The 22,819-nt window shown below is 71.8% G+C and carries 21 protein-coding genes and 1 pseudogene; 12 read left to right on the top strand and 10 right to left on the bottom strand.

Annotated features, from left to right (window positions below):
• Nucleotides 1–132 precede the first annotated feature (132 nt).
• From ABZ877_RS37260 to ABZ877_RS37240, 5 genes are all read right to left on the bottom strand, one after another.
• Nucleotides 133–963 carry an isoprenyl transferase gene (locus ABZ877_RS37260; protein ID WP_361080616.1) on the bottom strand — a complete coding sequence of 277 codons (831 nt, stop codon included), beginning with the start codon at nucleotides 961–963 and terminating at the stop codon, nucleotides 133–135.
• Between the two features lie 77 nt (nucleotides 964–1,040).
• A complete protein-coding gene (gene recO / locus ABZ877_RS37255; RefSeq protein ID WP_361080614.1) occupies nucleotides 1,041–1,790 on the bottom strand; it encodes a DNA repair protein RecO in 750 nt (249 codons plus the stop codon).
• 88 nt (nucleotides 1,791–1,878) lie between these two features.
• Nucleotides 1,879–2,094, bottom strand: a complete 216-nt coding sequence (locus ABZ877_RS37250) for a hypothetical protein (protein ID WP_356492875.1) — start codon at nucleotides 2,092–2,094, stop codon at nucleotides 1,879–1,881.
• Nucleotides 2,095–2,247: 153 nt separating this feature from the next.
• On the bottom strand, nucleotides 2,248–3,027 hold the full coding sequence (locus tag ABZ877_RS37245; protein ID WP_361080611.1) for an FHA domain-containing protein: 780 nt from the start codon (nucleotides 3,025–3,027) through the stop codon (nucleotides 2,248–2,250).
• A gap of 108 nt (nucleotides 3,028–3,135) precedes the next feature.
• Nucleotides 3,136–3,879 carry an FCD domain-containing protein gene (locus ABZ877_RS37240; protein WP_361080609.1) on the bottom strand — a complete coding sequence of 248 codons (744 nt, stop codon included), beginning with the start codon at nucleotides 3,877–3,879 and terminating at the stop codon, nucleotides 3,136–3,138.
• A gap of 176 nt (nucleotides 3,880–4,055) precedes the next feature.
• On the opposite strand from ABZ877_RS37240, the gene ABZ877_RS37235 reads away from it, so the two are divergent.
• The 4 genes from ABZ877_RS37235 to ABZ877_RS37220 are packed head-to-tail and all read left to right on the top strand — an operon-like array spanning nucleotide 4,056 to nucleotide 9,672.
• Nucleotides 4,056–5,681 (top strand): ABC transporter substrate-binding protein, encoded by a 1,626-nt coding sequence (locus tag ABZ877_RS37235; RefSeq protein WP_361080607.1) that lies wholly within the window; start codon nucleotides 4,056–4,058, stop codon nucleotides 5,679–5,681.
• A gap of 30 nt (nucleotides 5,682–5,711) precedes the next feature.
• Nucleotides 5,712–6,671, top strand: coding sequence for an ABC transporter permease (locus ABZ877_RS37230; protein WP_361080605.1), 960 nt, complete (start codon nucleotides 5,712–5,714; stop codon nucleotides 6,669–6,671).
• A complete protein-coding gene (locus tag ABZ877_RS37225) occupies nucleotides 6,668–8,677 on the top strand; it encodes a dipeptide/oligopeptide/nickel ABC transporter permease/ATP-binding protein (RefSeq protein WP_361080603.1) in 2,010 nt (669 codons plus the stop codon). Before ABZ877_RS37230 ends, ABZ877_RS37225 begins: the two co-directional genes overlap by 4 nt.
• Complete coding sequence (locus tag ABZ877_RS37220) at nucleotides 8,674–9,672, top strand: ABC transporter ATP-binding protein (RefSeq protein ID WP_361080601.1); 999 nt, start codon at nucleotides 8,674–8,676, stop codon at nucleotides 9,670–9,672. Before ABZ877_RS37225 ends, ABZ877_RS37220 begins: the two co-directional genes overlap by 4 nt.
• Before the next feature lie 131 nt (nucleotides 9,673–9,803).
• Here the strand turns inward: ABZ877_RS37220 and ABZ877_RS37215 are convergent, their stop codons facing one another.
• Both ABZ877_RS37215 and leuA read right to left on the bottom strand, forming a co-directional pair.
• Nucleotides 9,804–10,481, bottom strand: coding sequence for a TerB family tellurite resistance protein (locus tag ABZ877_RS37215; protein WP_361080599.1), 678 nt, complete (start codon nucleotides 10,479–10,481; stop codon nucleotides 9,804–9,806).
• 207 nt (nucleotides 10,482–10,688) lie between these two features.
• The gene (gene leuA / locus ABZ877_RS37210; protein ID WP_361080597.1) at nucleotides 10,689–12,410 is read right to left on the bottom strand and encodes a 2-isopropylmalate synthase; all 1,722 of its coding nucleotides are present in this window, start codon (nucleotides 12,408–12,410) and stop codon (nucleotides 10,689–10,691) included.
• Between the two features lie 327 nt (nucleotides 12,411–12,737).
• Between leuA and ABZ877_RS37205 the strand changes: the two genes are divergently transcribed.
• Genes ABZ877_RS37205 through ABZ877_RS37185 form a run of 5 tightly spaced genes read left to right on the top strand, consistent with a single transcriptional unit; the run spans nucleotide 12,738 to nucleotide 17,665 of the window.
• A complete protein-coding gene (locus ABZ877_RS37205) occupies nucleotides 12,738–13,826 on the top strand; it encodes a M4 family metallopeptidase (RefSeq protein ID WP_361080595.1) in 1,089 nt (362 codons plus the stop codon).
• A gap of 55 nt (nucleotides 13,827–13,881) precedes the next feature.
• The gene (locus tag ABZ877_RS37200; RefSeq protein WP_361080593.1) at nucleotides 13,882–14,148 is read left to right on the top strand and encodes a protealysin inhibitor emfourin; all 267 of its coding nucleotides are present in this window, start codon (nucleotides 13,882–13,884) and stop codon (nucleotides 14,146–14,148) included.
• 57 nt (nucleotides 14,149–14,205) lie between these two features.
• On the top strand, nucleotides 14,206–15,537 hold the full coding sequence (locus tag ABZ877_RS37195) for a GH1 family beta-glucosidase (protein ID WP_361080591.1): 1,332 nt from the start codon (nucleotides 14,206–14,208) through the stop codon (nucleotides 15,535–15,537).
• Entirely contained in the window at nucleotides 15,534–16,784 is a 1,251-nt protein-coding gene (locus ABZ877_RS37190) for an MFS transporter (protein WP_361080589.1), read from the top strand. The genes ABZ877_RS37195 and ABZ877_RS37190 overlap by 4 nt, the downstream gene beginning before the upstream one ends.
• Before the next feature lie 26 nt (nucleotides 16,785–16,810).
• Nucleotides 16,811–17,665: a GNAT family N-acetyltransferase gene (locus tag ABZ877_RS37185; RefSeq protein WP_361080587.1), complete on the top strand. Its 855-nt coding sequence runs from the start codon at nucleotides 16,811–16,813 to the stop codon at nucleotides 17,663–17,665.
• Between the two features lie 49 nt (nucleotides 17,666–17,714).
• Here ABZ877_RS37185 and ABZ877_RS37180 read toward each other — a convergent pair whose 3' ends face one another.
• Nucleotides 17,715–18,569, bottom strand: a complete 855-nt coding sequence (locus tag ABZ877_RS37180; protein WP_361080585.1) for an NAD(P)-dependent oxidoreductase — start codon at nucleotides 18,567–18,569, stop codon at nucleotides 17,715–17,717.
• Nucleotides 18,570–18,697: 128 nt separating this feature from the next.
• Between ABZ877_RS37180 and ABZ877_RS37175 the strand changes: the two genes are divergently transcribed.
• Entirely contained in the window at nucleotides 18,698–19,540 is an 843-nt protein-coding gene (locus ABZ877_RS37175; RefSeq protein WP_361080583.1) for a helix-turn-helix transcriptional regulator, read from the top strand.
• Here ABZ877_RS37175 and era read toward each other — a convergent pair.
• Nucleotides 19,537–20,487 carry a GTPase Era gene (gene era / locus ABZ877_RS37170; protein ID WP_361080581.1) on the bottom strand — a complete coding sequence of 317 codons (951 nt, stop codon included), beginning with the start codon at nucleotides 20,485–20,487 and terminating at the stop codon, nucleotides 19,537–19,539. The two genes, ABZ877_RS37175 and era, sit on opposite strands and share 4 nt — an antisense overlap.
• Before the next feature lie 120 nt (nucleotides 20,488–20,607).
• Here era and ABZ877_RS37165 point away from each other — a divergent pair, with 120 nt between their 5' ends.
• Nucleotides 20,608–21,936: an ammonium transporter gene (locus ABZ877_RS37165; protein ID WP_361080579.1), complete on the top strand. Its 1,329-nt coding sequence runs from the start codon at nucleotides 20,608–20,610 to the stop codon at nucleotides 21,934–21,936.
• Complete coding sequence (locus ABZ877_RS37160) at nucleotides 21,933–22,271, top strand: P-II family nitrogen regulator (protein ID WP_361080577.1); 339 nt, start codon at nucleotides 21,933–21,935, stop codon at nucleotides 22,269–22,271. The genes ABZ877_RS37165 and ABZ877_RS37160 overlap by 4 nt, the downstream gene beginning before the upstream one ends.
• A 22-nt stretch (nucleotides 22,272–22,293) precedes the next feature.
• On the opposite strand, the pseudogene ABZ877_RS37155 reads toward ABZ877_RS37160, so the two are convergent.
• Nucleotides 22,294–22,659, bottom strand: a pseudogene (locus tag ABZ877_RS37155) (transglycosylase family protein); the annotation flags it as partial.
• Nucleotides 22,660–22,819 lie beyond the last annotated feature (160 nt).

The following is a 22,819-nucleotide window of genomic DNA, read 5'->3' as shown; positions in this document are numbered from 1 at the left end:
CTTCGTGCGCCATCTCAGGGGCGCGTCTTGGGGGAAGGCGCGGCGAAGCCGCATGCCTTCAGGGGCGCGGGGAACTGCGCGACCAGCCACGACGAAAGCCGCGGCCGGCAACGCACAGCACCCCGCAGACGCTCAGGCCTTGCCCTCAAGCTGCAGCAGGACTTCATTCGGGGTGGCCCCGCCGAAGCGCCGGTCCCGCGAAGCGAACTCCACGCACGCCCGCCACAGATCCCGCCGGTCGAAGTCCGGCCACAGGACGTCCTGGAAGACCATCTCCGCGTACGCGCTCTGCCAGAGCAGATAGTTGGACGTGCGCTGTTCGCCGCTGGGCCGCAGGAACAGGTCGACGTCGGGCATGTCCGGGTAGTAGAGATACTTCGCGAACGTCTTCTCGCTGACCTTCGACGGGTCGAGCCGGCCTGCCTTCACGTCCTCGGCGAGAGCCATCGCCGCGTCGGCGATCTCGGCGCGGCCGCCGTAGTTCATGCAGAAGTAGAGGGTGAGCCGGTCGTTGTCCTTGGTCTGTTCCTGGGAGATCTCCAGCTCCCTGGCGACCGACTTCCACAGCTTGGGCATGCGCCCGACCCAGCGGACCCGGATGCCGAGCTCGTCGAGCTGGTCGCGGGTCTTGCGGATGAAGTCCCGGTTGAAGTTCATGAGGAAGCGGACCTCGTCGGGCGACCGCTTCCAGTTCTCGGTGGAGAAGGCGTAGAGCGAGATCGCGCCGACGCCCAGTTCGACGGCGCCCTGGAGGACGTCGAGGACGCGTTCGGCGCCGACCTTGTGGCCCTCGGTGCGCGGCAGCCCGCGCTCCTTCGCCCACCGCCCGTTGCCGTCCATGACGATGGCGACGTGATTCGGCACCAGCTCGCCCGGGATCTTCGGCGGCCGCGCGCCCGACGGATGCGGTTCGGGTGTGACGTACTCCCGGCGGGACCGTCCGAGGATTCCGCGACGTGCCATGTTTCCGGCCTCTCCCCTAGCTCAGTTGGCTCAGTGTGCAGCTCGATCAACGGCTCACCGGCGTTCGCCGGCTCGCCTCAGCTCTTCTCGACGTAGCGCAGGGACCGCAGTCCGCGCTCCAGGTGCCAGTGCAGATAGGCCGACACCAGGCCGCTGCCCTCCCGCACGAAGCGTGGCTCGCTCGCGTCGGCCGTCTCCCAGTCCCCGGTGAGCAGCGCGCCAAGGAGGGTGAGGGCCTGCGGTGAGGGTACGACGCTGCCGGGCACCCGGCAGTCGACGCAGACGGAGCCGCCCGCGCCGACCGAGAAGAACCGGTTGGGTCCGGGCAGGCCGCACTTGGCGCAGTCGCCGAAGGTGGGCGCGTACCCGTTGACGGCGAGGGAGCGCAGGAGGAACGCGTCGAGGACGAGGTGCGGCTCGTGCTCGCCGCGCGCGAGGGTGCGCAGGGCGCCGACGAGGAGCAGGTACTGCTGGACGGCCGGTTCGCCCTCATGATCGGTGAACCGTTCCGCCGTCTCCAGCATGGCGGTGCCCGCGGTGTAGCGGGCGTAGTCGGTGACGATGGAGCCGCCGTACGCGGCGATGGTCTCGCTCTGCGTGCACAGCGGCAGGCCGCGGCCGATGAGTTCGCTGCCGCGCGCGAAGAACTGCACGTCGACGTGGGAGAACGGTTCGAGCCGCGCGCCGAACTTGGACTTGGTGCGGCGTACGCCGCGGGCGACCGCGCGGACCCGGCCGTGGCCGCGCGTGAGGAGGGTGATGATGCGGTCGGCCTCGCCGAGCTTCTGCGTCCGCAGGACGATCCCGTCGTCCCTGAAGAGACTCATCGCACACCCCGGCGGGCGGCGGCGTCGTCTTCGGGGAGCGGGGTCATGTCTCCATTCTGCCTTGCCCCGCCGACTGCCCGGTGCCCGGTCAGGGGACCTCGCCCCGGCTCCTTCTGTTCGCGTAGGCCGTGGCGGCGCGCAGCCGCTCCGTGGTGGTGGCCTCCCGCACCATGTCGGGCGCGCAGTCCCATTCCCGGCCGCCGCCGAACGGCCGCAGTTGTACGTACGGGCCCTCGTGCCCCATGACCCGTCCCACCCGGCCGGTGCTCATGTCGACCGCGTACGAACCGATCGCTGGCTTCATCGGGTGGCGCTCCTGTCCGATAGTGCGTCCTGCCGCGCGGGGGTACGGCGGCCACGGCGACCAGGGGGCGCCGCGCGTCAACCGGACAACGCCACGGTTCCTCCGATGGACACGGGGCAGTCGGTGCGTTTGGCCAACCGCCCTCCGTTCGCCTCAGGCGCGGGCGGGCGGGCACAGGTTTCCGACCGTCCTTTCGAGTCGGCGGCGCCGGCCCGCGGCGCCCAGGTGGAGCACGATCCCGGTGGTGCAGAGCGCGAGGGCGGCGAGGAGGCCGAGCCCGAGGGCGGCGAGGGCCGCCGGGCCGGGTCCTTCGGTGGCCAGGAGCCGGTGCAGGGCCTCACCCTGGTCCCGTGCCGGCGTTCCGCGCAGGGCCGTGGCGGCGCGGCGCGCGAACGGGACCACGGCCGCGCACGCGGCCAGGAGCGGCAGCAGGGCGGCCGCGAGCAGCCGGCGGCCCCTGCGCCGGGTGGCGTGGATGTCGTCGAGGAGGCTGTCGCGTTCGTGGCGGATCTGCTGGACGTAGAGGGCGTAGAGCTCGTACTCGCCCGGCTGCCGGGCCGGTGCGGCGGCCGAGGGCAGGGCGGTGACGGTCTGGAGCGAGGCGTTGCGGGCCGCCTCGTCCTGTTCGTAGCGGGCCTCCACGGTGCCGAACCGGATGACGTCGCCGTGGCTGAGCGGGCGGGCGGCGGTGACGGGGGCGCCGTTGACGCGGGTGCCGTTGCGGGAGCACAGGTCCTCGATGACGACCCTGCCCCCGCCGACGGCCTTCAGCACGGCGTGGCGTCCGCTGACGCCCGGGTCGTCGAGGCGCAGGCCGCAGGTGTCCGCGCGGCCGACCAGGAACGGGCCGCCGGAGACGTCGACGATCGCGCCGCGCAGGGGTTCCGGGCCCAGCAGGGTCAGACGGTGGGCGCCGCCGCTCGGAGTGCTCATGGCGGCCTTGACGTGCGGGTGCGGCGGTCCGGTTTCGTGGGTTTTACACGGCCCGCCGATGTGTCGGGTACCGGTGCCGGACGGTGACGTTCCGGGGCGGGCGCGGGCTCAGTGCACGCCCCGTGTGCGCCGTTCGGCCCGCTTCTCGATGCCCCGGAAATGTGTGGCCATGGCCTGCTGCGCGGCGGCGGCGTCCCCGGCGCGCAGGGCGGTCACGATGGCGCGGTGCCGTTCGACGGTGACCTCGGGCGCCGGGTCCCCGGCCCACCGGCGGGCCCCGGCGACCCGGTCGAAGACGTTCCAGAACGCGCCGAGCAACTGCGGGATCAGCTCGTTGCCGAGCGAGCGGCAGAGCGTCTCGTGGAAGGCGCGGTCCAGGTCGGCGAAGGGCTCACCGGCCTCGCCCGCCTCGCTCATCCGCCGTACGAGCGCGTCGAGCCGGTCCAGGGTCTCGGCGTCGGGCGGGGCGGCCGCGATCCGGCGGACGAGACCCTCCTCCAGGATCTCGCGGACCTGGAGGATCTCGGCGAGGGCGTGCGCGTCGTCGCCGGGGCGCAGGAGGGTGCGGAAGGTGAGGCCGTCGGCGAGCGGGGTCAGCGAGGCCTGGCCGACGTAGGTGCCGTGGCCGTGCCGGATCTCCACGATGTCGAGCGCCTGGAGGGCTTTGAGCGCTTCGCGCACCGAGTTGCGGCTGACGCCGAGCGAGGCCGTCAGCTCGGCCTCGGTGGGCAGGAGTTCGCCGGGGCGCAGCCCTTCGTCGAGGATCCGCTGGGTCACCGCGCGCTGGACCTGGCGGCTGACGCGGCGGGGGTGGACGGCCGGACGCGTGGGCTCCTCTGACATGCGCCGCATCGTAGGCGCCCTGGACATCCCACGTCCCACCTCCGGGTGAAACTCCTTGCGCGATCTCTTGACCGCCCCTCCCGGTCCTCTTATGGTCGCGTCGCTGCCCAAGACGTAGGACGTTGGATCTCCGGGTCACGGAAGTCACGTCGGCCACGGAGCCGTTGCGAGTCATCGGAGGCACCATGAGCGATCACGACGCGACCGGCCGCCGCTCCTTCCTCAAGTACACCGGCGCCCTGGGCGCGGCGGCCGCCGTCTCCGCGTCCCTCTCCGCCTGCTCCTCCGGGCCGAAGTCGACGAACGACACGGGCGACGACGACGGGGGCGGCTCCACCTCCCTGACGGCCGTCATCGGCTACGGCAACGACGGCAGCTGGGACCCGACCCAGACGGCGTCCGCCTTCGCGATGGCCGGCAACCAGCACATCTACGAGGGGCTCGTCGACACCGACCCGATCACCCGGGCCCCGTACGCGGCGCTCGCCACCGAGGTCCCGGACGAGGCGCAGCTCAAGGGCGCGACCTGGCGGTTCACCCTGCGCCAGGGCGCCAAGTGGCACGACGGGAAGCCGGTCACCGCCGACGACGTGGTCTTCGTCTTCGACCGGATCCTCGACCCGAAGACGCAGACGCTCGCCAAGGGCTTCTTCGAGAGCTGGCTGAAGGAGGTCAGGAAGACCGGGGACTCCTCGGTCGAACTGGTCCTGAAGTTCCCGTTCCCCGAGGGGGTCGCGCGGCTGACCCTCGCGAAGATCATGCCCAAGCACGTGTTCTCGCAGCCCGGCGCGTGGGACGACGCGATGAAGGGCAAGGCCGTCGGCTCGGGACCGTACCGGCAGACCTCGCACCAGCCGAAGACGAACACCACCTTCGCCGCGTTCGACGACTACAACGGCCCCCGCAGGCCCGCCTTCAAGAAGATGAACTGGCTGACCATCGTCGACGCCGCGCCCCGCGTCGCGAAGATCTCCGGCGGCAGCGCGGACGCGCAGATCGCCGACAACATCCCCTACGCCAACATCCAGCGCCTCCAACAGGACGGCCTCACCGTCGAGGGCGGCGCCGGGATGAACAACCTGTTCCTGATGTTCAACACCGCGCACAAGCCGTTCGACGACGTACGGGTGCGGCAGGCGCTGCACTACGCGATCGACACCAAGAAGATGATCGAGGTCGCGCTCAAGGGGCACGGCAAGGCGGCGCGTTCGTTCCTCGACGAGGGCAACCCGACCTTCCGCCCCGCGAGGACCGTGTACGCGTACGACCCCGAGAAGGCCAAGAAGTTGTTGAAGGAGGCCGGGGTCAGCGGGCTGCGCATCAACCTCATGGCCGTCAACGTGTCCTGGATCGTCGACTGCCTGCCGACCGTCAAGGCCTCCTGGGACGCGATCGGCGTGCAGACCACGCTCGACCCGCAGGAGACCACCGCCGTCTTCACCAAGATGGACCAGAAGAAGGACTACCAGGTGGTGGCGGCGGCCTCGAACCCGAACCAGTTCGGCCTCGACGCCGACCTGATCATGCGCTACAACTACGGCCCCGACAACCTGTGGATGGGCTACGCGCGCTGGGCCGACGACCCCACCGCCAAGCAGCTCTTCCGCCAGATGGACCAGGCCACCCGGGAACCCGACGCCGCCCGCAAGAAGACGATGATCCAGGACTACCTCGACACCGTCGCCGAGCAGGCCGTCATCTACCCCGTCGTGCACAACGAGCTGATGACCGCGTGGGACGCCCACAAGATCACCGGAGTGCGGGCGCAGCCCTACCCCGGCATCAACCTTCTGAAGGCGCACCCCGCGTAAAGCCCCCGCCAGCCAGAGGAGCCCCTCTCCGTGGCCGTGATCGCCAGAATCCTCGCCCGGCGGCTCGTGCTGCTCGTGCCGCTGCTGCTCGGCATCGCCGCGTTCGTGTTCCTCGTGATGCGCTTCGCCGACATCGACCCGGCGTCCGCGTACTTCCAGGGCGCGAACCCGACGCCGGAGCAACTGCACGAGTTCCGCGAGCGCAACGGGCTCCTCGACCCGCTGCCCCTGCGCTATCTGCACTTCGTCGGCGACCTGCTCCACGGCGACCTGGGCATCAGCGTGCTGACCCGGCAGCCCGTCGTGGAGCAGGTGACGACCGCGCTGCCGCTCACCCTGCAACTGACGTTCCTCGGGCTCGGCATCGCCGTCGTCGTGTCCCTGGTGCTCGGAGTCAGCGCCGCCATCCACCGCGACCGGACCTGGGACCAGATCGTCCGCGTCGTGTCGCTGACCGGCGTCGCCGCGCCCGGCTTCTGGCTGGCCCTGCTGATGATCCAGTACCTGGCGGTGAACCGGGGCTGGTTCCCGACCGGCGGCTACGTCAACCCGGCCGACTCCCTCACCGGCTGGCTGCGGACCATGACGCTGCCCGCGCTCGCCCTGTCCCTGCCGGTCGCGGCCCAGCTCACCCGGATCGTACGGACGGCGGTCGTGGAGGAACTCGACAAGGACTACGTGCGCACGGCCGTCGGCAGCGGGCTCCCGCCGGTCGTCGTGGTCGGCCGCAACGTCCTGCGCAACGCCCTGATCAACCCGCTCACCGTGCTCGGCCTGCGCGTGGGCTATCTGCTGGGCGGGGCGGTGGTCGTCGAGACGATCTTCTCCCTGCCCGGGATGGGGAAGCTGATGATCGACGCGGTGAAGAACGGCGACCCGGCGGTGGTCCAGGGCGTCGTCCTGACCACGGCCGTCGGGTTCGTCGTCATCAACCTGGTGATCGACGTGCTGTACCTCCTGGTCAACCCGCGCCTGCGGGCGGCCTCATGAGCCGGTTCGACCCGCGCGGGCTGCGCCGCCTGCCCGTCCTCTCCCGGATCGCCCTCGGCGTGATCACCGTCGTCGTCCTCATGGCCGTCCTCGCCCCGCTGCTCGCGCCGCACGACCCGCTCGACCAGCAGCCGCAGGTCGACGGCGTCGGCCACCCCTCCGCCGACCACTGGATGGGCCAGGACAGCCTCGGCCGCGACATCCTCAGCCGGCTCATGTACGGGGCACGGTGGTCGCTCGCCATCGGGCTCGGGGCGACACTGCTCGCGCTCCTCGCCGGCGCGGTCCTCGGCGCGGTCGCGGCGACCTCCAGCAAGGCGGCGGACGAGACGGTCATGCGCTGCCTCGACGTCGTCATGGCGTTCCCCGGCATCGCCCTCGCGGCCGTCCTCGTCGCCGTGTTCGGCGGCGGCATCCCGGTCCTCATCTGCGCGCTCGCGTTCCTCTTCACCCCACCGATCGCCCGGGTCGTGCGCGCCAACGTCCTCGACCAGTACGGCGAGGACTACGTCACCGCCGAACGGGTCATCGGGGCCCGCACCCGGCACATCGTGGTCAAGCACGTCGCCATCAACTGCGCGGCCCCGATCCTCGTCTTCTGCACCGTGCAGGTCGCGGAGGCCATCGTCTTCGAGGCGTCCCTGTCCTTCATCGGCGCGGGCGTCCGGCCGCCGGACCCGTCGTGGGGCAGCGTCATCGCCGACGGCAAGAACATGGTCCTGATCGGCGGCTGGTGGGCGACCGTCTTCCCCGGCCTCCTCATGCTGGTCACGGTCCTGTCCCTGAACATCCTCAGCGAGGGCGTCTCCGACGCGTGGGCCGCGCCCGCCGCGCGCGACGTCCCCACGACGAAGGAGCCCGACCGGCTTGAGACGGCCGCCCCCGGCACCGGCAAGGTCCTGGAACTCCCCGGCCTCACGGAGGCGGCGGCCCGCCTGCGCGCCCGGGGGCGCCCCCTGCCCGACGCCCCGCCCGTCCTCTCCGTACGGGACCTGGCCATCGGCTTCGACGGACGGCACGGCGGGGTCGACATCGTCGACGGCATCAGCTTCGACGTACGGCCCGGCGAAGTCCTCGGCCTGGTCGGCGAGTCCGGCTGCGGCAAGTCGCTGACCGCGCTGACCGTGATGGGCCTGCACCCGGCGGGTGCCCGGATCCGCGGCCACGTCACCTTCGAAGGACGCGAACTCGTCGGCCTCCCGATGAGCGCCCGGCGCCGCCTCCTCGGCCACGACATGGCGATGATCTACCAGGACGCGCTGTCGTCCCTGAACCCGGCGATGACGGTACGGGCCCAGCTCAGACAGGTGGCCCGGCGCGGCGGCCGGCGCTCCCCCGCCGAACTCCTCGACCTCGTCGGGCTCGACCCGGACCGCACCCTGCGCAGCTTCCCGCACGAACTCTCCGGTGGACAGCGCCAGCGCGTCCTCATCGCCATGGCGCTCTCCCGCGACCCGAAGCTGATCATCGCCGACGAGCCGACGACGGCGCTCGACGTGACCGTGCAGGCCCAGGTCATCGAGTTGCTGCTGCGGCTCCGCGCCGAACTCGGCTTCGCGCTCGTCCTCGTCTCCCACGACCTCGCACTCGTCGCCGACGTCACCGACCGCGTCGTCGTCATGTACGGCGGCCAGATCGTGGAGACGGGCGTGACGGCCGACCTGGTCGAGGCCCCCCACCACCACTACACGCGGGGCCTCCTCGGCTCGGTCCTCTCCCTGGAGGCGTCGGCGGCCCGCCTGACCCAGATCAGGGGCGTGGTCCCGTCCCCGGCGGACTTCCCCCCGGGCTGCCGCTTCGCGGACCGGTGCCCGCTGGCGTCACCGGTGTGCAGGGAGACCACGCCGCTGCTGGAGGGCGCCCGCACCCACCGCACGGCCTGCCACCATCCGGCCTCCAGGGGCGCGGGGAACCGCGCGAGCGACCACGACGAACCCGTGGCCGCGGACGCCTCCTCCGTCCCCACGGCGCACCGCGCGGCCCCTACCGACACGGAGCCGAGATGAAAGCCCCCCTCATCGAACTGGCCGACGTGCACGTCACGCACAAGGCCCGCTCCGGCGGCCTGTTCACCCGCGACCACGTCCACGCCCTCACGGCAGCCGACCTGGCCATCGCCCCCGGCGAGACACTCGGTGTCGTGGGCGAATCGGGCTGCGGCAAGTCAACGCTGGCCAAGGTCCTGGTGGGCGTCCAGCGCCCGACGACCGGCACGGTCACCTACCGGGGCGACGACCTGTGGACCATGCCCACCGCCGAACGCCGCGCAGCGCTCGGCACGGGCGTCGGCATGATCTTCCAGGACCCGTCGACGGCCCTCAACCGCCGCCTGACCGTACGCCAGATCATCCGCGACCCGCTGGACGTGCACCGCCGCGGCACACCCGCCGAGCGGGCCGACCGCGTACAGGAGCTGCTGTCCCTGGTGGGCCTGCCGAAGCCGCTGGCCGACGTGCTCCCCGGCCAGCTCTCCGGCGGCCAGCGCCAGCGCGTCGCCATCGCCCGCGCACTGGCCCTGGAACCGGAGCTGGTGGTGGCGGACGAACCGACGAGCGCCCTCGACGTGTCCGTGCGCGCCCAGATCCTCAACCTCCTCCTCGACCTGAAGGAGCGCCTGGGCCTCGCCCTGGTCTTCGTCTCGCACGACATCCAGACGGTGCGGCGGATGAGCGACCGGGTGATCACCATGTATCTGGGCCGGATCGTGGAGGAGACCCCGGCGGCCGACGTCCTCGACCGCTCCCGCCACCCCTACACCCGCGCCCTCTTCTCGGCCACGCCCGGCCTCCTGGACCCCATCGACCCGATCCCCCTGACGGGCCCGGTCCCCTCGGCCACGCGCCCGCCGTCCGGCTGCCCGTTCCGCACCCGCTGCTGGCGGGCGGACGTGACGTGCGCGACGACGATGCCGGGCCCGCGCGGCGCGGACGGCCACGTCTTCCGGTGCCATCACCCGGTGGACGCGGAACAGTCGACGCACGACCTGGTGCACGAGGTGTAGCGGCCGCGGGGAAATCAAGCCCCCCCCCCCGGCGATTGAGGAGCGGGGGCCGGGGCGGAGCCCCGGGGCTGGGCGCCGTCGCCGGGTGCCGCGCCGTCGTGGCCGGGCGCGCAGTTCCCCGCGCCCCTGGGTCAGCTGGGCGTGCGCGCCGCCACCGTCAGCAAGCGGCTCACCTCGTCCGTGCACATGGTCAGGGCCGCGCCCACCGTCCCCAGGACGTCCCGTTCGGCGGCCGAGTACGGGCCGTCCGCGAGGGCGATGCGGGCGCCTTGCAGCAGGATCGATTCGCGGCCTGCCGGGGCGAGGTGCGGGGCGAGCGGGTCGAGGGCCTCGTGGAGCTCTATGGCCAGACCGGCGCCGGGCCCACAGTGCTCGGGCAGGCGCCCCGCGTCCGTGACCAACCCCTCCACGAGCGCGGCCAGTTGGACCTCGGAGGAGTCCTCGAAGCCCGCCGTGCGCAGCACCCCGACGGCGCACTCGAGCGAGGGGCGGGACATGGCGCCGCCCGTCGCGAGCACCGCGAGGACGACCGTGTGCACGGCGTCGCGCAGCATCCCGGAGAAGCGGTGCGTGGTGGGGTGGTCGAGCGCGTCCGTGCCGAACCGGCCCTCGCAGGCGGCGCAGCGGACGACGGGCCCGGTCTCGCCGCGCGGCACCACGGGGACGCCGAGCACGGTGAAGCGGCGGCGGCCCGTGCACCGCTGGTAGTTGCGGTCGCCACCGCAGTCGGGGCAGAAGAACTCGCCGTCCCCCACGGTGGTCCATGTGGTGTGCACGCCCAGAACCCGCGAGTTCCCGGTTCGTCGCATACGTCCCCAAATCGGCAGCACGTCGCACACCTCCCTGACGGCGCCGCAACATCGCGGCGTTGGCGTGATGTTAGCCACATTGCCCGCGCGGCGTCAGCACCTTGGTCACGCGGAGGTCACGAAGAAGCCACCCCCTGGCCGGTACACGACGCGGCCCCGCACCCCGACAAAAGGGGTACGGGGCCGCGAACGCGCAGCTCAGTCGGGTCAGCGCGCGGCGCGGTTGACGGCGGAGACGACCGCCTTCAGCGACGCACGTGTCGTATTCGCGTCGATGCCGATGCCCCACAGAACCTTGTCGCCGATGGCGACCTCGATGTACGAGGCGGCGACGGCGGAGGCGCCCTCGCTCATCGTGTGCTCCTGGTAGTCCAGCAGACGGGCGTCGATGCCGATGCCCTGCAGCGCGTGGAAGAACGCGGAGATCGGACCGTTGCCGGTGCCGACCAGGACCTGCTCGACGCCGTCGACCTCGGCCTCGACGGTCAGCGTGTCGACGCCGTCGGTGTCCGTGGTCGTCTGCCCGGCCTTGACCTGGATGCGGCCCCACGGGTTCTCGGGGTTCGGCAGGTACTCGTCGCGGAAGATGTTCCAGATGTCCTTGGGCGTGACCTCGCCGCCCTCGGCGTCTGTCTTGGTCTGGATGACCTTGGAGAACTCGACCTGCATACGGCGCGGCAGGTCCAGGCTGTGGTCGTTCTTCAGGACGTAGGCGATGCCGCCCTTGCCGGACTGCGAGTTGACGCGGATGACGGCCTCGTAGGAGCGGCCGACGTCCTTGGGGTCGATCGGCAGGTACGGGACGGCCCACTCGATCTCGTCGACGGTCTTGCCGGCCTGCGCGGCGCGGTTCTCCATCGCCTCGAAGCCCTTCTTGATGGCGTCCTGGTGGGAGCCGGAGAAGGCGGTGTAGACCAGGTCGCCCGCGTAGGGGTGGCGCGGGTGGACCTCCATCTGGGTGCAGTACTCGGCGGTGCGACGGATCTCGTCGATCTCCGAGAAGTCGATCTGCGGGTCGACGCCCTGGGAGAACAGGTTCATGCCCAGGGTCACCAGGTCGACGTTGCCGGTGCGCTCGCCCTGGCCGAACAGGCAGCCCTCGATGCGGTCGGCGCCAGCCATCAGCGCCAGCTCGGCGGCGGCGACGGCGGTGCCCCGGTCGTTGTGCGGGTGCACGGACAGGCACACGTACTCGCGGCGCGTCAGATTGCGGCTCATCCACTCGAAGCGGTCCGCGTGCGTGGACGGCGTGGAGCGCTCGACGGTGGCGGGCAGGTTCAGGATGATCTCGCGGTCCGGGCCCGGCTGCCACTCGTCGCAGACGGCCTCGCAGACCTCCAGGGCGAAGTCCAGCTCGGTGTCGGTGAAGATCTCCGGGCTGTACTGGTAGCCGAAGACCGTCTCGGGGCCGAGCAGCTTCTCCGCGTACTCCATGACCAGCCGCGTGCCGTCGACGGCGATCTGCTTGACGGCGTCCTTGGAGCCGCGGAAGACGACCTCGCGCCAGACCGGCGCCGTCGCGTTGTACAGGTGGACCGTGGCGCGCTTGGCGCCCACCAGGGACTCCACGGTCCGCGCGATCAGCTCCTCGCGGGCCTGGGTCAGTACGGAGATGGTGACGTCGTCCGGGATGGCGTCCGGGTCCTCGATGATCGACCGTACGAAGTCGAAGTCCGTCTGCCCGGAGCTCGGGAAGCCGACCTCGATCTCCTTGTAGCCCATGCGGACCAGCAGGTCGAACATCTCGCGCTTGCGGGCGGGCGACATGGGGTCGATCAGCGCCTGGTTGCCGTCGCGCAGGTCGGTGGAGAGCCAGCGGGGCGCCTTGGTGATGCGGTTGTCCGGCCAGGTGCGGTCGGCGATGTCCACCTGCTCGTACTGGCCGTACTTGTGGATCGGCATCGACGTGGGGCGCTGGAAGTTAGGCATGTGCGTGGGGCTCCTCGGAGGGTGGCCGGTGAGGCGGCCGACGGCGCAACGCCAAACTCCGCGGGGAGGGGGTCGGCCTCGACTACAGGCCCTCGCCGCGGCAGCTAAGGAGAAGCATCCCGAAACACATGATGCCTCGCACTCTAACCGAGACGCGGCGGGCGTGAAGGCCCGTATCAGTATGCGGGATCACCCATACGGCGTTCACGCAGCGCTCATACAGCAGAGGGGCGGCAGGTACCGGGTAAGGGGTGATCAATACCTCTATTTCGCTAATCATGGTGGCAGGTAGTGACAGCGGCATGACCCAGTGCCACATTGCTGCGCATGACCGCCAACCCAACGGGGAACCCGAAGGGGTTCGAGCCCGTCTTCTGCACGATCATCCCGCCGCACCTCCAGGACCGGGTCGCCCAGTCCGACAACCGGGCGGTCGCGGCCAAGGCCCGCAAGAGCCTCGAACGTGACGCCCTGGAGCGCACCCGCCGTCGGATGACGACCGTCCTCGGCGCCCCTTCCGTCGCCCCGCCGCCCGGCGCGGGCCCCGATCAGACACCGCACCGCACCATCTACGACGCCGGCCACGGCACGGACCTGCCGGGTCGCAAGATCCGCGGCGAGGGGGACCAGCCCGCCCAGGACGCGACCGTCAACCGCGCGTACGCGGGGCTCGGCGCGACCTTCGAGCTCTACCTCCAGAAGTACGGCCGCTACTCCATCGACGGCGAGGGCCTGCCGCTGAACGCGACGGTCCACTACGACCAGGACTACGACAACGCCTTCTGGAACGGCGAGCAGATGGTGTTCGGCGACGGGGACGGCGAGATCTTCCTCGACTTCACCCTCCCCATCGACGTCATCGGCCACGAGCTGACCCACGGCGTCACGCAGTACACGGCGAACCTGACCTACTTCGGCCAGCCCGGCGCGCTGAACGAGTCGCTGTCGGACGTCTTCGGCTCCCTCATCAAGCAGTACTCGCTCGGCCAGACCGCCGCCGAGGCCGACTGGCTGATCGGCGCGGGCCTGCTCGCCCCGAACGTCACCGGCGTCGCCCTGCGCTCCATGAAGGCCCCCGGCACCGCCTACGACGACGACGTGCTCGGCAAGGACCCGCAACCCGCCGACATGGCCCACTTCGTGCGGACCGGCCGGGACAACGGCGGGGTGCACATCAACTCCGGCATCCCCAACCACGCCTTCTACATCCTCGCCGAGACCCTCGGCGGCAACGCGTGGGAGCGGGCCGGACAGATCTGGTACGACACGCTGACCGGCGGCCGGCTGAAGCACGACGCCCTCTTCCACGACTTCGCGAAGGCGACGGTCAAGAGCGCGCAGGCCCGCTACGGCGGCGGCGAGGAGTACCAGGCCGTCCTGAAGGCGTGGGAGCAGGTCGGGGTCCCCACCCACTGACCTGACCGGATTCCCGCCCCTGACCAGGCGGCCGATGTGGAGTAGACAGGGACCCATGCGTATCCACGTCTCACGCACGGGCGGCTTCGCCGGGATCGACCGCCACGCGACGGTCGACACGGCCGGCCGCACCGACGCCCATGAGTGGCATGCCCTGGCCGAGAAGGCGCTGGCCGCGGGCCGGAGCACGCCACCCATAGGCGTCCCCGACGGGTTCAGCTACACCCTCACCGTGGACGGGCAGACCGTGTACTGCGCGGACCCCCGGCTCACCGAGGAACAGCGCAAACTGATCACGCGTGTGCTCAAAGAAGGAGCGTAAGTCCCGGTTCCCGCAAGGCCGTTGACTTCGTACTGACCGGTACGGATGATCGCGGCCATGGCCACTACCGCAGGCGCGCTCCCGTCCTTCCCGCCCGGCTTCCAGTGGGGCGTGTCCACCTCGGCCCATCAGATCGAGGGCGCCGCCGACCGGCGCGCGCCCTCCATATGGGACCGGTTCTCCGCCGAGCCCGGCCGGATCAAGGACGGCTCGACGGCGGACACCGCCTGCGACCACGTGGCCCGCCACCGCGAGGACGTGGCGCTCATCGGCGACCTGGGCGTGGACGCCTACCGCTTCTCCCTCTCCTGGCCGCGCGTCCTGTCCCCCGGCGGCCTCGACTTCTACGACCGCCTCGTCGACGAACTGTGCGCGCAGGGCATCCGCCCGGTGCCGACCCTCTTCCACTGGGACCTGCCGGTGTCCGTCGCGGAGGCGGGCGGCTGGCTGGAGCGGTCGACGGCGACACGGTTCGCCGAGTACGTCACCACGGTCGCGGCCCGCCTCGGCGACCGCGTCGAGCAGTGGATCACCCTGAACGAACCCGCCGAACACACCCTGCTCGGCCACGCGCTCGGCGAACACGCCCCCGGCGCCAAGCTCCTCTTCGACGCGCTGCCGGTCGCCCACCACCAGCTCCTCGCGCACGGCCTCGCGGCGCGGGCCCTGCGCGCGGCGGGCGCCCGGTCGATCGGCATCGCCAACTCCCACGGCCCGACCTGGCCCGCCTCCGACGACCCGGCCGACACGGCGGCGGCCGACCTGTACGACACGATCCTGAACCGGCTCTTCGCCGACCCGCTGCTGCTCGGCGCGTACCCGGAGGGCTTCGCGGAGCTGATGCCGGGCGACGACGTGGCGGCCGACCTGAAGCTGATCTCCGAGTCCACGCTCGACTGGTACGGCGTCAACTACTACCAGCCGACGCAGGTGGGCGCCCCGACCGCGAGCGACGGGGAGTTCTCCGGCCTCACCCTCCCCGCCGAACTCCCCTTCTCCGTACGGGAGATCACCGGCCACCCCGTGACGGACTTCGGCTGGCCGGTGGTGCCGGACGCGCTCACGTCCCTCCTCACCGGCTTCCGCGAGCGCTACGGCGACCGGCTCCCACCCGTGATCATCACCGAGAACGGCTGCGCGTACGAGGGCACCGACGACCAGGACCGGATCGCGTACCTGGACGGTCATCTGCGGGCGCTGCACCGGGCGATGGCGGCGGGGGTGGACGTACGCGGCTACTTCGTCTGGTCGCTCCTTGACAACTGGGAGTGGGCCGAGGGCTACACCAAGCGGTTCGGCCTCGTGCACGTCGACTTCGCGACGCAGGCCCGCACGCCGAAAGCGTCGTACCGGTGGCTGCGGGACGCGCTGCGCGCCCAGCGCGCATGACGGCGGTGAGCGGCGAGGCGCTGCGGGAACCGGTCGAACGGGTCGGCCGCGGCTGGACCACCGCCCTCTCCCTCGCCAACGGCGCGATCTGGGTCGGCTGGTACGGCCCGCTGCAGATCCTGCTCGCCAAGCAGTCCGAGCACTTCGCGCCCGGCACCGGCATGTCGAAGGAGTCGCTGCTCGCCTGGGTGACAGGGGTCGGCGCGGTGGTGTCCCTCGCGGCGAACCCGCTGTTCGGCGCCGTCTCCGACCGCACCGTCTCCCGCCACGGACGGCGTACGCCCTGGATCGTGGCCGGCACCGCCGGCGGCGCGCTCTCCCTGCTCCTGCTCGGCGGCGCGGGCGCGGTGTGGGTGCTCTTCGCGGGCTGGTGCCTCGTGCAGCTGACGCTGAACGCGGCGTTCGCGGCGGTCACGGCGGCCGTCCCCGACCGGGTGCCGCGGCTGCAACGCGGCGCGGTCGGCGGCTGGCTCGGGGCGGCGCAGATCCTCGGCGTGGTCGTCGGCACGGGGCTCGCGACGGTGGCGGGCGGGGTCGGGGCCGGTTATGCGGCGTGCGCGGTGTTCACCGTGGTGGGCGTCGCCCCGTACGTACTGCTCCACCGGGACCTGCGCCTGGACCCGGCCGACCGCCCGGCGTGGTCCTGGCGGGGGTTCGCGGCGGGCTTCCGGCTGAGCCCGCGCAGGCATCCGGACCTCGGCTGGGCGTGGCTGACCCGCTTCCTGATCAACCTCGGCAACGCGCTCGTCCTCCTCTACCTCTTCTACTACCTGCGCGACCGCCTCCACCACGACGACCCGGAATCCGGCGTGCTCGTCCTCACCGCCGTGAACGGGGTGACCCTGCTCGCCACCGTCGTCGTCGGCGGCGTCTGGTCGGACCGGGTGGGGCGCCGCAAACCGTTCGTGCTGTGGTCGGGCGTGCTCATGGCGGCGGCGACCGCCCTCCTCTCCGGATGGCAGACATGGCCCGGCGCGATCGTCGCGGCGGCCGTCCTCGGGATCGGCTTCGGGATCTTCACCTCGGTCGACTTCGCGCTGATGACGGACGTGCTCCCGGCCGCGCTCGACCGCGGCAAGGACCTCGGCGTCATCAACATCGCCAACTCCCTGCCCCAGGTCGCCGCGCCCGCGCTCGCGGCGCCGCTCGTCAACCACCTCGGCGGCTACCGGGTGCTGTACCTGGTAGCCGCGGCCGTAGGGCTGTGCGGGGCGCTCCTCGTCCGCAAAATCCGCTCGGTGGACTGAGGAGGCATGCCGTAGCCTCCGCGCCCATGACCGAAGCCGACGCCGACACCCACTCCGCCGCCCTCCTCAGCCGCATCGAGCGGTACTACGACGCCGTGCCGCGCGCCGCCGCCCGCGTCGAGGAACACGGCTCCCTCACGCTCTTCGTCCGCGAAGGTGCGGGCTGGCCGTACTACGCCCGGCCCGCGCTCCGCCCCGACGCGCCACCGCCCAGCGCCGCCGACGTGACCGCCGTGGCCGCGCGCCAGCGGGAGCTGGGGGTGCCCGAGGCGTTCGAATGGGTCGCGGAAACGACGCCCGGGATGCGGGCGGCCGTCGAGGAGGCCGGGCTGCGGATCAGCGCGCATCCGCTGATGGCGCGCGGCGCCTCCGCTCCGCTCCCCGACCCGCACCCGCTCGTCCGGGTCCTCAATGCGCGGGACCCGTTCCTCGCCGCCGCTCTCGCGCTGCCGCACGTGGCGTTCGCCGAACCCGGTACGGGGGTCGGCTCCGCCGGGGCCGCGGAACTCTCCTCCATGGTCGCCGAACGCGCCGGGGACGGCAGCGTCCCCGACGCCCAGGACCGCATCCGCGCGGGCCGCCTCGTCCTCGCCGCCGCCGTCGAGAACGGGGTCGTTCTCTGCTCCGGCATGCACTTGCCCGTCGGCGACGTCACGGAGATCGCGGGCGTCGGAACGCTGCCCGTGGCGCGGCGACGGGGTCTCGGTCTGGCGGTGACTTCCGCCCTGCTCTCCGAGGCGGTGGCCTCCGGCGCTTCTACGGTGTTCTTGTCGGCCGGGGACGATGAGGTTGCCCGGATCTATGCGCGGCTGGGTTTTGCCCCGGTGGGCACGGCGATGATCGCCTCCGCGCCGGACCCGTCAAGCCCCTCCGGCGATTGAGGAGCGGGGGCCGGGGCGGAGCCCCGGGGCTGGACGCTAGGGGGCCCAGCTACAGGGCGCCCATGTCTTGAGCCACCCAGACCGACGGGTAGAACGGGCGGTACCCCAGTTCCCGGCGGATACGGGACGTGGACAGCACCGCTCGCCAAGGATCCGGGTCCACCTGCTCGTACAGGGCCGGCGGCACCGGAAGTCCGTTCAGGGCGTACACGTCCACGGTGGTCAGCGGAGCGTCATCCGCGATGTTGTAGACGCCCTTCGCCCCCGGCGCGTACAGAAGGCGTTGGAGGCCCTGGGCGACATCCGCGTGGTGGCCCATGTGGAGGCGCTGGGTGGCGGGCCAGTTCGGGGCCCATTGCATCGCGTTCACGAGGTGGGGGTCACCGTCGCCGTAGACGAAGGGGAGCCGCGCGATGCGGAGGTCGGTGAGCCCGTCCATGGCCGCCAGCGCCTGCTCCGCCTCCCACTTGGATTCCGGGTAGGCGCCCCACATGGGCCCACCCGGCACCGTCTCGTCGGACTCCACCAGGGGCCGCCCCCGCCCGGCCCCGTAGACGAGCCCCGTGCTGACCTGCACGAACCTCCGAACCCCAGCGGCCACCGCCGCCCGCCCCAGTTCGATCGCCGCGTCCCGGTTGACCGCGCGGGCCTCCTCGTCCGGCACGCCCCGGAACGCCGCGGCGACGTTGACCACCGCGTCGACCCCCGCCGTCGCCTTGCCGAGCGCCTCGGTGTCCCGGAGATCGCCGATCACGACCTGCGCCCCCAGCTCGGCGAACCGTTCCGCGCGGGACGCGTCCCGCACCATGACCCGGACCTCGTCGCCGGGCGCCGCGCTCTGCAGCAGCCGGGGCACGAACCGCTTGCCGACCTGCCCGGTCGCGCCTGTCACCAATGTCAGCATGGCCGCCTCCTCGTCGTCGTAGCCATGCCCCTCACGATCGGCGCGGCAGCGGGCGGGCGGGAGAGACGCGCTTATCCAGGGAGCGGCACGCCCTGGATAAGCCGGGCGGCCCGCGCGACCCTGAAGGGGTGAACCGTGGAGAACTCGCCGACTTCCTGCGCCGCTCCCGCACCCGCCTGGCCCCGTCGGACGTGGGTCTGACGGCGGGCGCCCGGCGCCGTACGCCGGGCCTGCGCCGCGAGGAGGTGGCGCAGCTCGCGGGGATGTCCGTCGACTACTACACGCGGCTTGAGCAGCGGCGCGGCTCGCACCCTTCCCGTCAGATGCTCAACGCCCTCGCCCGCGCCCTGCGCCTGACGGTGGACGAGCGCGACCACCTGTTCCATCTGGCGGGCGAGGAGCCGCCCCGCACAGGCGGCTCGTCCACGCACGTACGGCCGGGTCTGCTGCTGATCCTGGACCGGCTGCACGACCTGCCGGCGCAGGTGCTGAGCGACTGGGGCGAGGTGCTGGCGCAGAACACGATGGCGGTGGCCCTGTCGGGCGAGCACACGGGCGAGAACCTGGTGCGCCGCTACTTCACGGACCCGGCGCTCCGCGCGATGGTCCCGCCGGAGGACTACGAGACGCACGCCCGCGCCCACGTGGCGCATCTGCGCGCGGTCGTCGGGGCGCGCCCGGACGACCCGGGCCCGGCCGCCCTCGTCGCGGAACTGCGGGCGAGCAACCCGCACTTCGCGGACCTGTGGGCGTCGCACGAGGTGGCGGTACGGCACGCGTCGACCAAGCGCTTCCTGCACCCGGTGGTCGGCACCTTGGACCTGGACTGCGAGGTGCTGCTGAGCGACGGCCACGACCAGCAGCTCATCGTGCACTCGGCGCGGCCGGGCACGGACACGTACGAGCGCCTGGAGCTGCTGAGGGTGATCGGCCTCCAGGACCTCACCCCCACCGGTGGCTCCAGGGGCTAGAATCCGAGCTTGCGGAGCTGGCGCGGGTCGCGCTGCCAGTCCTTGGCGACCTTGACGTGCAGGTCGAGGTAGACGGGCGTGCCGAGCAGCGCCTCGATCTGCTTGCGGGACTTGATGCCGACTTCCTTGAGGCGCTTGCCCTTGGGCCCGATGATGATGCCCTTCTGGCTGGGCCGCTCGATGTAGACGAAGGCGTGGATGTCGAGGAGCGGCTTGTCGGCGGGCCGGTCCTCGCGCGGCAGCATCTCCTCGACGACGACGGCGATGGAGTGCGGCAGCTCATCCCGTACGCCTTCGAGCGCGGCCTCGCGGATCAGCTCGGCGACCATGACCTGCTCGGGCTCGTCGGTGAGGTCGCCCTCGGGGTAGAGGGCGGGGCCCTCCGGAAGCAGCGGCACGATGAGGTCGGCGAGCAGGCCGACCTGCTTGTCGGCGACGGCCGAGACGGGGATGATCTCCGCCCATTCGAAGCCCAGCTCCTTGCCGAGCTGGTCGATGGCGATGAGCTGCTCGGCGAGGGCCTTGCTGTCGACGAGGTCGGTCTTGGTGACGACGGCGATCTTCGGCGTCTTCTTGATGGACGCGAGTTCCTTGGCGATGAACCGGTCGCCGGGCCCGATCTTCTCGTTGGCGGGCAGGCAGAAGCCGATGACGTCGACCTCGGCCCAGGTGGTGCGCACGACGTCGTTGAGCCGCTCGCCGAGGAGGGTGCGCGGCTTGTGGAGCCCGGGGGTGTCCACGAGGATCAGCTGCGCGTCCTCGCGGTGCACGATGCCGCGCACGGTGTGCCGTGTGGTCTGCGGCTGGTCGGCGGTGATGGCCACCTTCTTGCCGACCAGAGCGTTCGTGAGGGTGGACTTGCCCGCGTTGGGACGGCCGACGAAGCAGGCGAAGCCGGCGCGGTGGGCGGATCCGGCGGCGGGGGTGTGAACGCTCATGGCGCCCATTGTCCCTGATCCGGAACGCCCGCGAGCACCGAGAGGTCCCGGTAACGCCCCGGCAACACGAAACACGGCGGAAACGTCGAGGTACGGATCCCGAAACGCGGACCGGTGACGCTGAGGCGCATGCCTGCCACGCCTGTCACGCCCAGCCCCCTCGCGGCCCCCGCCCTGGACACCGGCGACACCGCCTGGCTGCTCGCCGCCACGGCCCTCGTCCTCCTCATGACGCCCGGTCTGGCGCTGTTCTACGGCGGCATGGTCCGGGCGAAGAGCGTCCTCAACATGCTCATGATGAGCTTCGTCTCGATCGCGCTGGTGACGGTGGTCTGGCTGGTGGCGGGCTATTCGCTCGCCTTCGGCGACGACTCGTTCGCGGGCCTGATCGGTGGCCTGGAGCACGCGGGCATGGCGGGCATCGGCCCGCAGTCCCTCACCGGCACGGTCCCCACCTTCCTCTTCACCACCTTCCAGCTGACGTTCGCGATCATCACGGCGGCGCTGATCAGCGGCGCCGTGGCGGACCGGACGAAGTTCGCGGCGTGGCTGGTCTTCGTCCCGGTGTGGGCGCTGCTCGTATACGTCCCGGTGGCGCACTGGGTGTGGGGCCCGGGCGGCTGGATCGGGCAGCACCTGGGCACACTCGACTTCGCGGGCGGCCTGGTCGTCGAGATCGCCTCGGGCGCGTCGGGCCTCGCCCTGTGCCTGGTCCTGGGCCCGCGCGCGGGCTTCAAGAAGGAGGCGATGCGCCCGCACAACCTCCCCATGGTCGTGATGGGCGCGGGCCTGCTCTGGTTCGGCTGGCTCGGCTTCAACGGCGGCTCGGCCCTCGGCGCGAACGGCCTGGCCGCCGCCTCCCTCTTCAACACGCTGATCGCGGGCTGCACGGGCCTGCTGGGCTGGCTGTTCGTGGAGCAGCGGCGGGACGGCCACCCGACGACGTTCGGCGCGGCGTCCGGCGCGGTGGCGGGCCTGGTGGCGATCACCCCGGCGTGCGGCGTGGTGGGTGTCGTGGGCGCGGCTGTCGTAGGACTCGCCGCCGGGGTCGTCTGCTCGTACGCGGTGGCCTGGAAGCTCAAGTTCCACTACGACGACTCGCTGGACGTGGTCGGCGTGCACTTCGTCGGCGGAGTCGTGGGCACGCTGCTGATCGGCCTGTTCGCCACATCGGCGATGACGGGCTCGACGGCGAAGGAGGGCCTGCTGTACGGCGGCGGCCTCGGCCAGCTCGGCAAACAGCTCCTGGCCGTCCTGGTGGTGGCGGCCTACACCTTCCTGGTGACGTACGGGATCGGGAAGGCGCTGCACAAACTGATGGGCTTCCGGGCGTCGGCGGAGGAGGAGCTGACGGGCCTGGACCAGACGGTGCACGCGGAGAGTGCGTACGATCACGGCGTCCTGGGCGCCACGGTCCACCCCGCGTCCGCCCCCGCCGCCCGAAAGGTCGCGCCATGAAGCTGATCACCGCGGTCGTCAAGCCGTTCCGCCTGGACGAGGTCAAGACGGCGCTCCAGGAGCTGGGCGTGGACGGTCTGACGGTGACGGAGGCCAGCGGCTACGGGCGCCAGCGCGGGCACACCGAGGTGTACCGGGGCGCGGAGTACCAGGTCGACCTCGTACCGAAGGTGCGGATCGAGGTCGTCGTGGAGGACGCGGACGCGGAACCGGCGATGGACGCGATCGTCCGCGCGGCCCGCACCGGCAAGATCGGCGACGGCAAGGTGTGGGCGGTCCCGGTGGAGAGCGTGATCAGGGTCAGGACAGGCGAAAGGGGCCCGGACGCGGTCTGAGCCCCTTGATTCACTAGAGGTTCTTGCCGCAGACGGGCCAGGCGTTCGGCCCCTGGGCGGCGAGCACCTTCTCGGCGACGGAGATCTGCTCGCCCTTGGTGGCGAGGTTCGCGCTCGACGCGTACGCGGTGCCGCCGTACGCGGACCAGGTGGACGACGTGAACTGCAGACCCCCGTAGAAGCCGTTGCCGGTGTTCGCCGCCCAGTCGCCGCTGGACTCGCACTGCGCGACGGCGTCCCAGTCGTGCGCGGAGGCGCTCGTCGCCGCGGAGGCCGAACTCGTACCCGCGAGGACCATGGCCCCGGCGGCGCCGGCGAGGGCGCCGGTGGCGGCGAGACGGCGGACGCGGGAGGTACGGGCGGCGGTGGGACGGGCGGAGAAGATCACGGAAAAGCCTTCGTTCGGGGACGGTGACGGCCGCGGCGCGCTCCCCGTGCCGGGGACGCGCTCCGAGCGCTCTCGGCGCCGGGCGACCTCTCCACCATGGCCCGCGCACCCACACCGCTCCCATGGGTCACAGGCCCTCCCGCAGGGACCTCCGCCCTGT

Source organism: Streptomyces sp. NPDC046939, assembly GCF_040644575.1.
Taxonomy (GTDB): Bacteria; Actinomycetota; Actinomycetes; order Streptomycetales; family Streptomycetaceae; genus Streptomyces.
Note: the sequence above shows the minus strand (reverse complement) of the source record. Positions and strands in the feature narration are given on the sequence as shown.

Excerpts from the sequence above, each read along its gene's own strand:
- ABZ877_RS37190 (WP_361080589.1), top strand. The coding sequence starts at position 15,534 with ATGACGGCGGTGAGCGGCGAGGCGCTGCGGGAACCGGTCGAACGGGTC.
- ABZ877_RS37160 (WP_361080577.1), top strand. The coding sequence starts at position 21,933 with ATGAAGCTGATCACCGCGGTCGTCAAGCCGTTCCGCCTGGACGAGGTC.
- ABZ877_RS37165 (WP_361080579.1), top strand. The coding sequence starts at position 20,608 with ATGCCTGCCACGCCTGTCACGCCCAGCCCCCTCGCGGCCCCCGCCCTG.
- ABZ877_RS37260 (WP_361080616.1), bottom strand. The coding sequence starts at position 963 with ATGGCACGTCGCGGAATCCTCGGACGGTCCCGCCGGGAGTACGTCACA.
- ABZ877_RS37180 (WP_361080585.1), bottom strand. The coding sequence starts at position 18,569 with ATGCTGACATTGGTGACAGGCGCGACCGGGCAGGTCGGCAAGCGGTTC.
- ABZ877_RS37240 (WP_361080609.1), bottom strand. The coding sequence starts at position 3,879 with ATGCGGCGCATGTCAGAGGAGCCCACGCGTCCGGCCGTCCACCCCCGC.
- ABZ877_RS37215 (WP_361080599.1), bottom strand. The coding sequence starts at position 10,481 with ATGCGACGAACCGGGAACTCGCGGGTTCTGGGCGTGCACACCACATGG.
- ABZ877_RS37245 (WP_361080611.1), bottom strand. The coding sequence starts at position 3,027 with ATGAGCACTCCGAGCGGCGGCGCCCACCGTCTGACCCTGCTGGGCCCG.
- ABZ877_RS37200 (WP_361080593.1), top strand. The coding sequence starts at position 13,882 with ATGCGTATCCACGTCTCACGCACGGGCGGCTTCGCCGGGATCGACCGC.
- ABZ877_RS37220 (WP_361080601.1), top strand. The coding sequence starts at position 8,674 with ATGAAAGCCCCCCTCATCGAACTGGCCGACGTGCACGTCACGCACAAG.
- recO (WP_361080614.1), bottom strand. The coding sequence starts at position 1,790 with ATGAGTCTCTTCAGGGACGACGGGATCGTCCTGCGGACGCAGAAGCTC.
- ABZ877_RS37185 (WP_361080587.1), top strand. The coding sequence starts at position 16,811 with ATGACCGAAGCCGACGCCGACACCCACTCCGCCGCCCTCCTCAGCCGC.
- ABZ877_RS37250 (WP_356492875.1), bottom strand. The coding sequence starts at position 2,094 with ATGAAGCCAGCGATCGGTTCGTACGCGGTCGACATGAGCACCGGCCGG.
- ABZ877_RS37225 (WP_361080603.1), top strand. The coding sequence starts at position 6,668 with ATGAGCCGGTTCGACCCGCGCGGGCTGCGCCGCCTGCCCGTCCTCTCC.
- ABZ877_RS37205 (WP_361080595.1), top strand. The coding sequence starts at position 12,738 with ATGACCGCCAACCCAACGGGGAACCCGAAGGGGTTCGAGCCCGTCTTC.
- ABZ877_RS37195 (WP_361080591.1), top strand. The coding sequence starts at position 14,206 with ATGGCCACTACCGCAGGCGCGCTCCCGTCCTTCCCGCCCGGCTTCCAG.
- ABZ877_RS37235 (WP_361080607.1), top strand. The coding sequence starts at position 4,056 with ATGAGCGATCACGACGCGACCGGCCGCCGCTCCTTCCTCAAGTACACC.
- era (WP_361080581.1), bottom strand. The coding sequence starts at position 20,487 with ATGGGCGCCATGAGCGTTCACACCCCCGCCGCCGGATCCGCCCACCGC.
- leuA (WP_361080597.1), bottom strand. The coding sequence starts at position 12,410 with ATGCCTAACTTCCAGCGCCCCACGTCGATGCCGATCCACAAGTACGGC.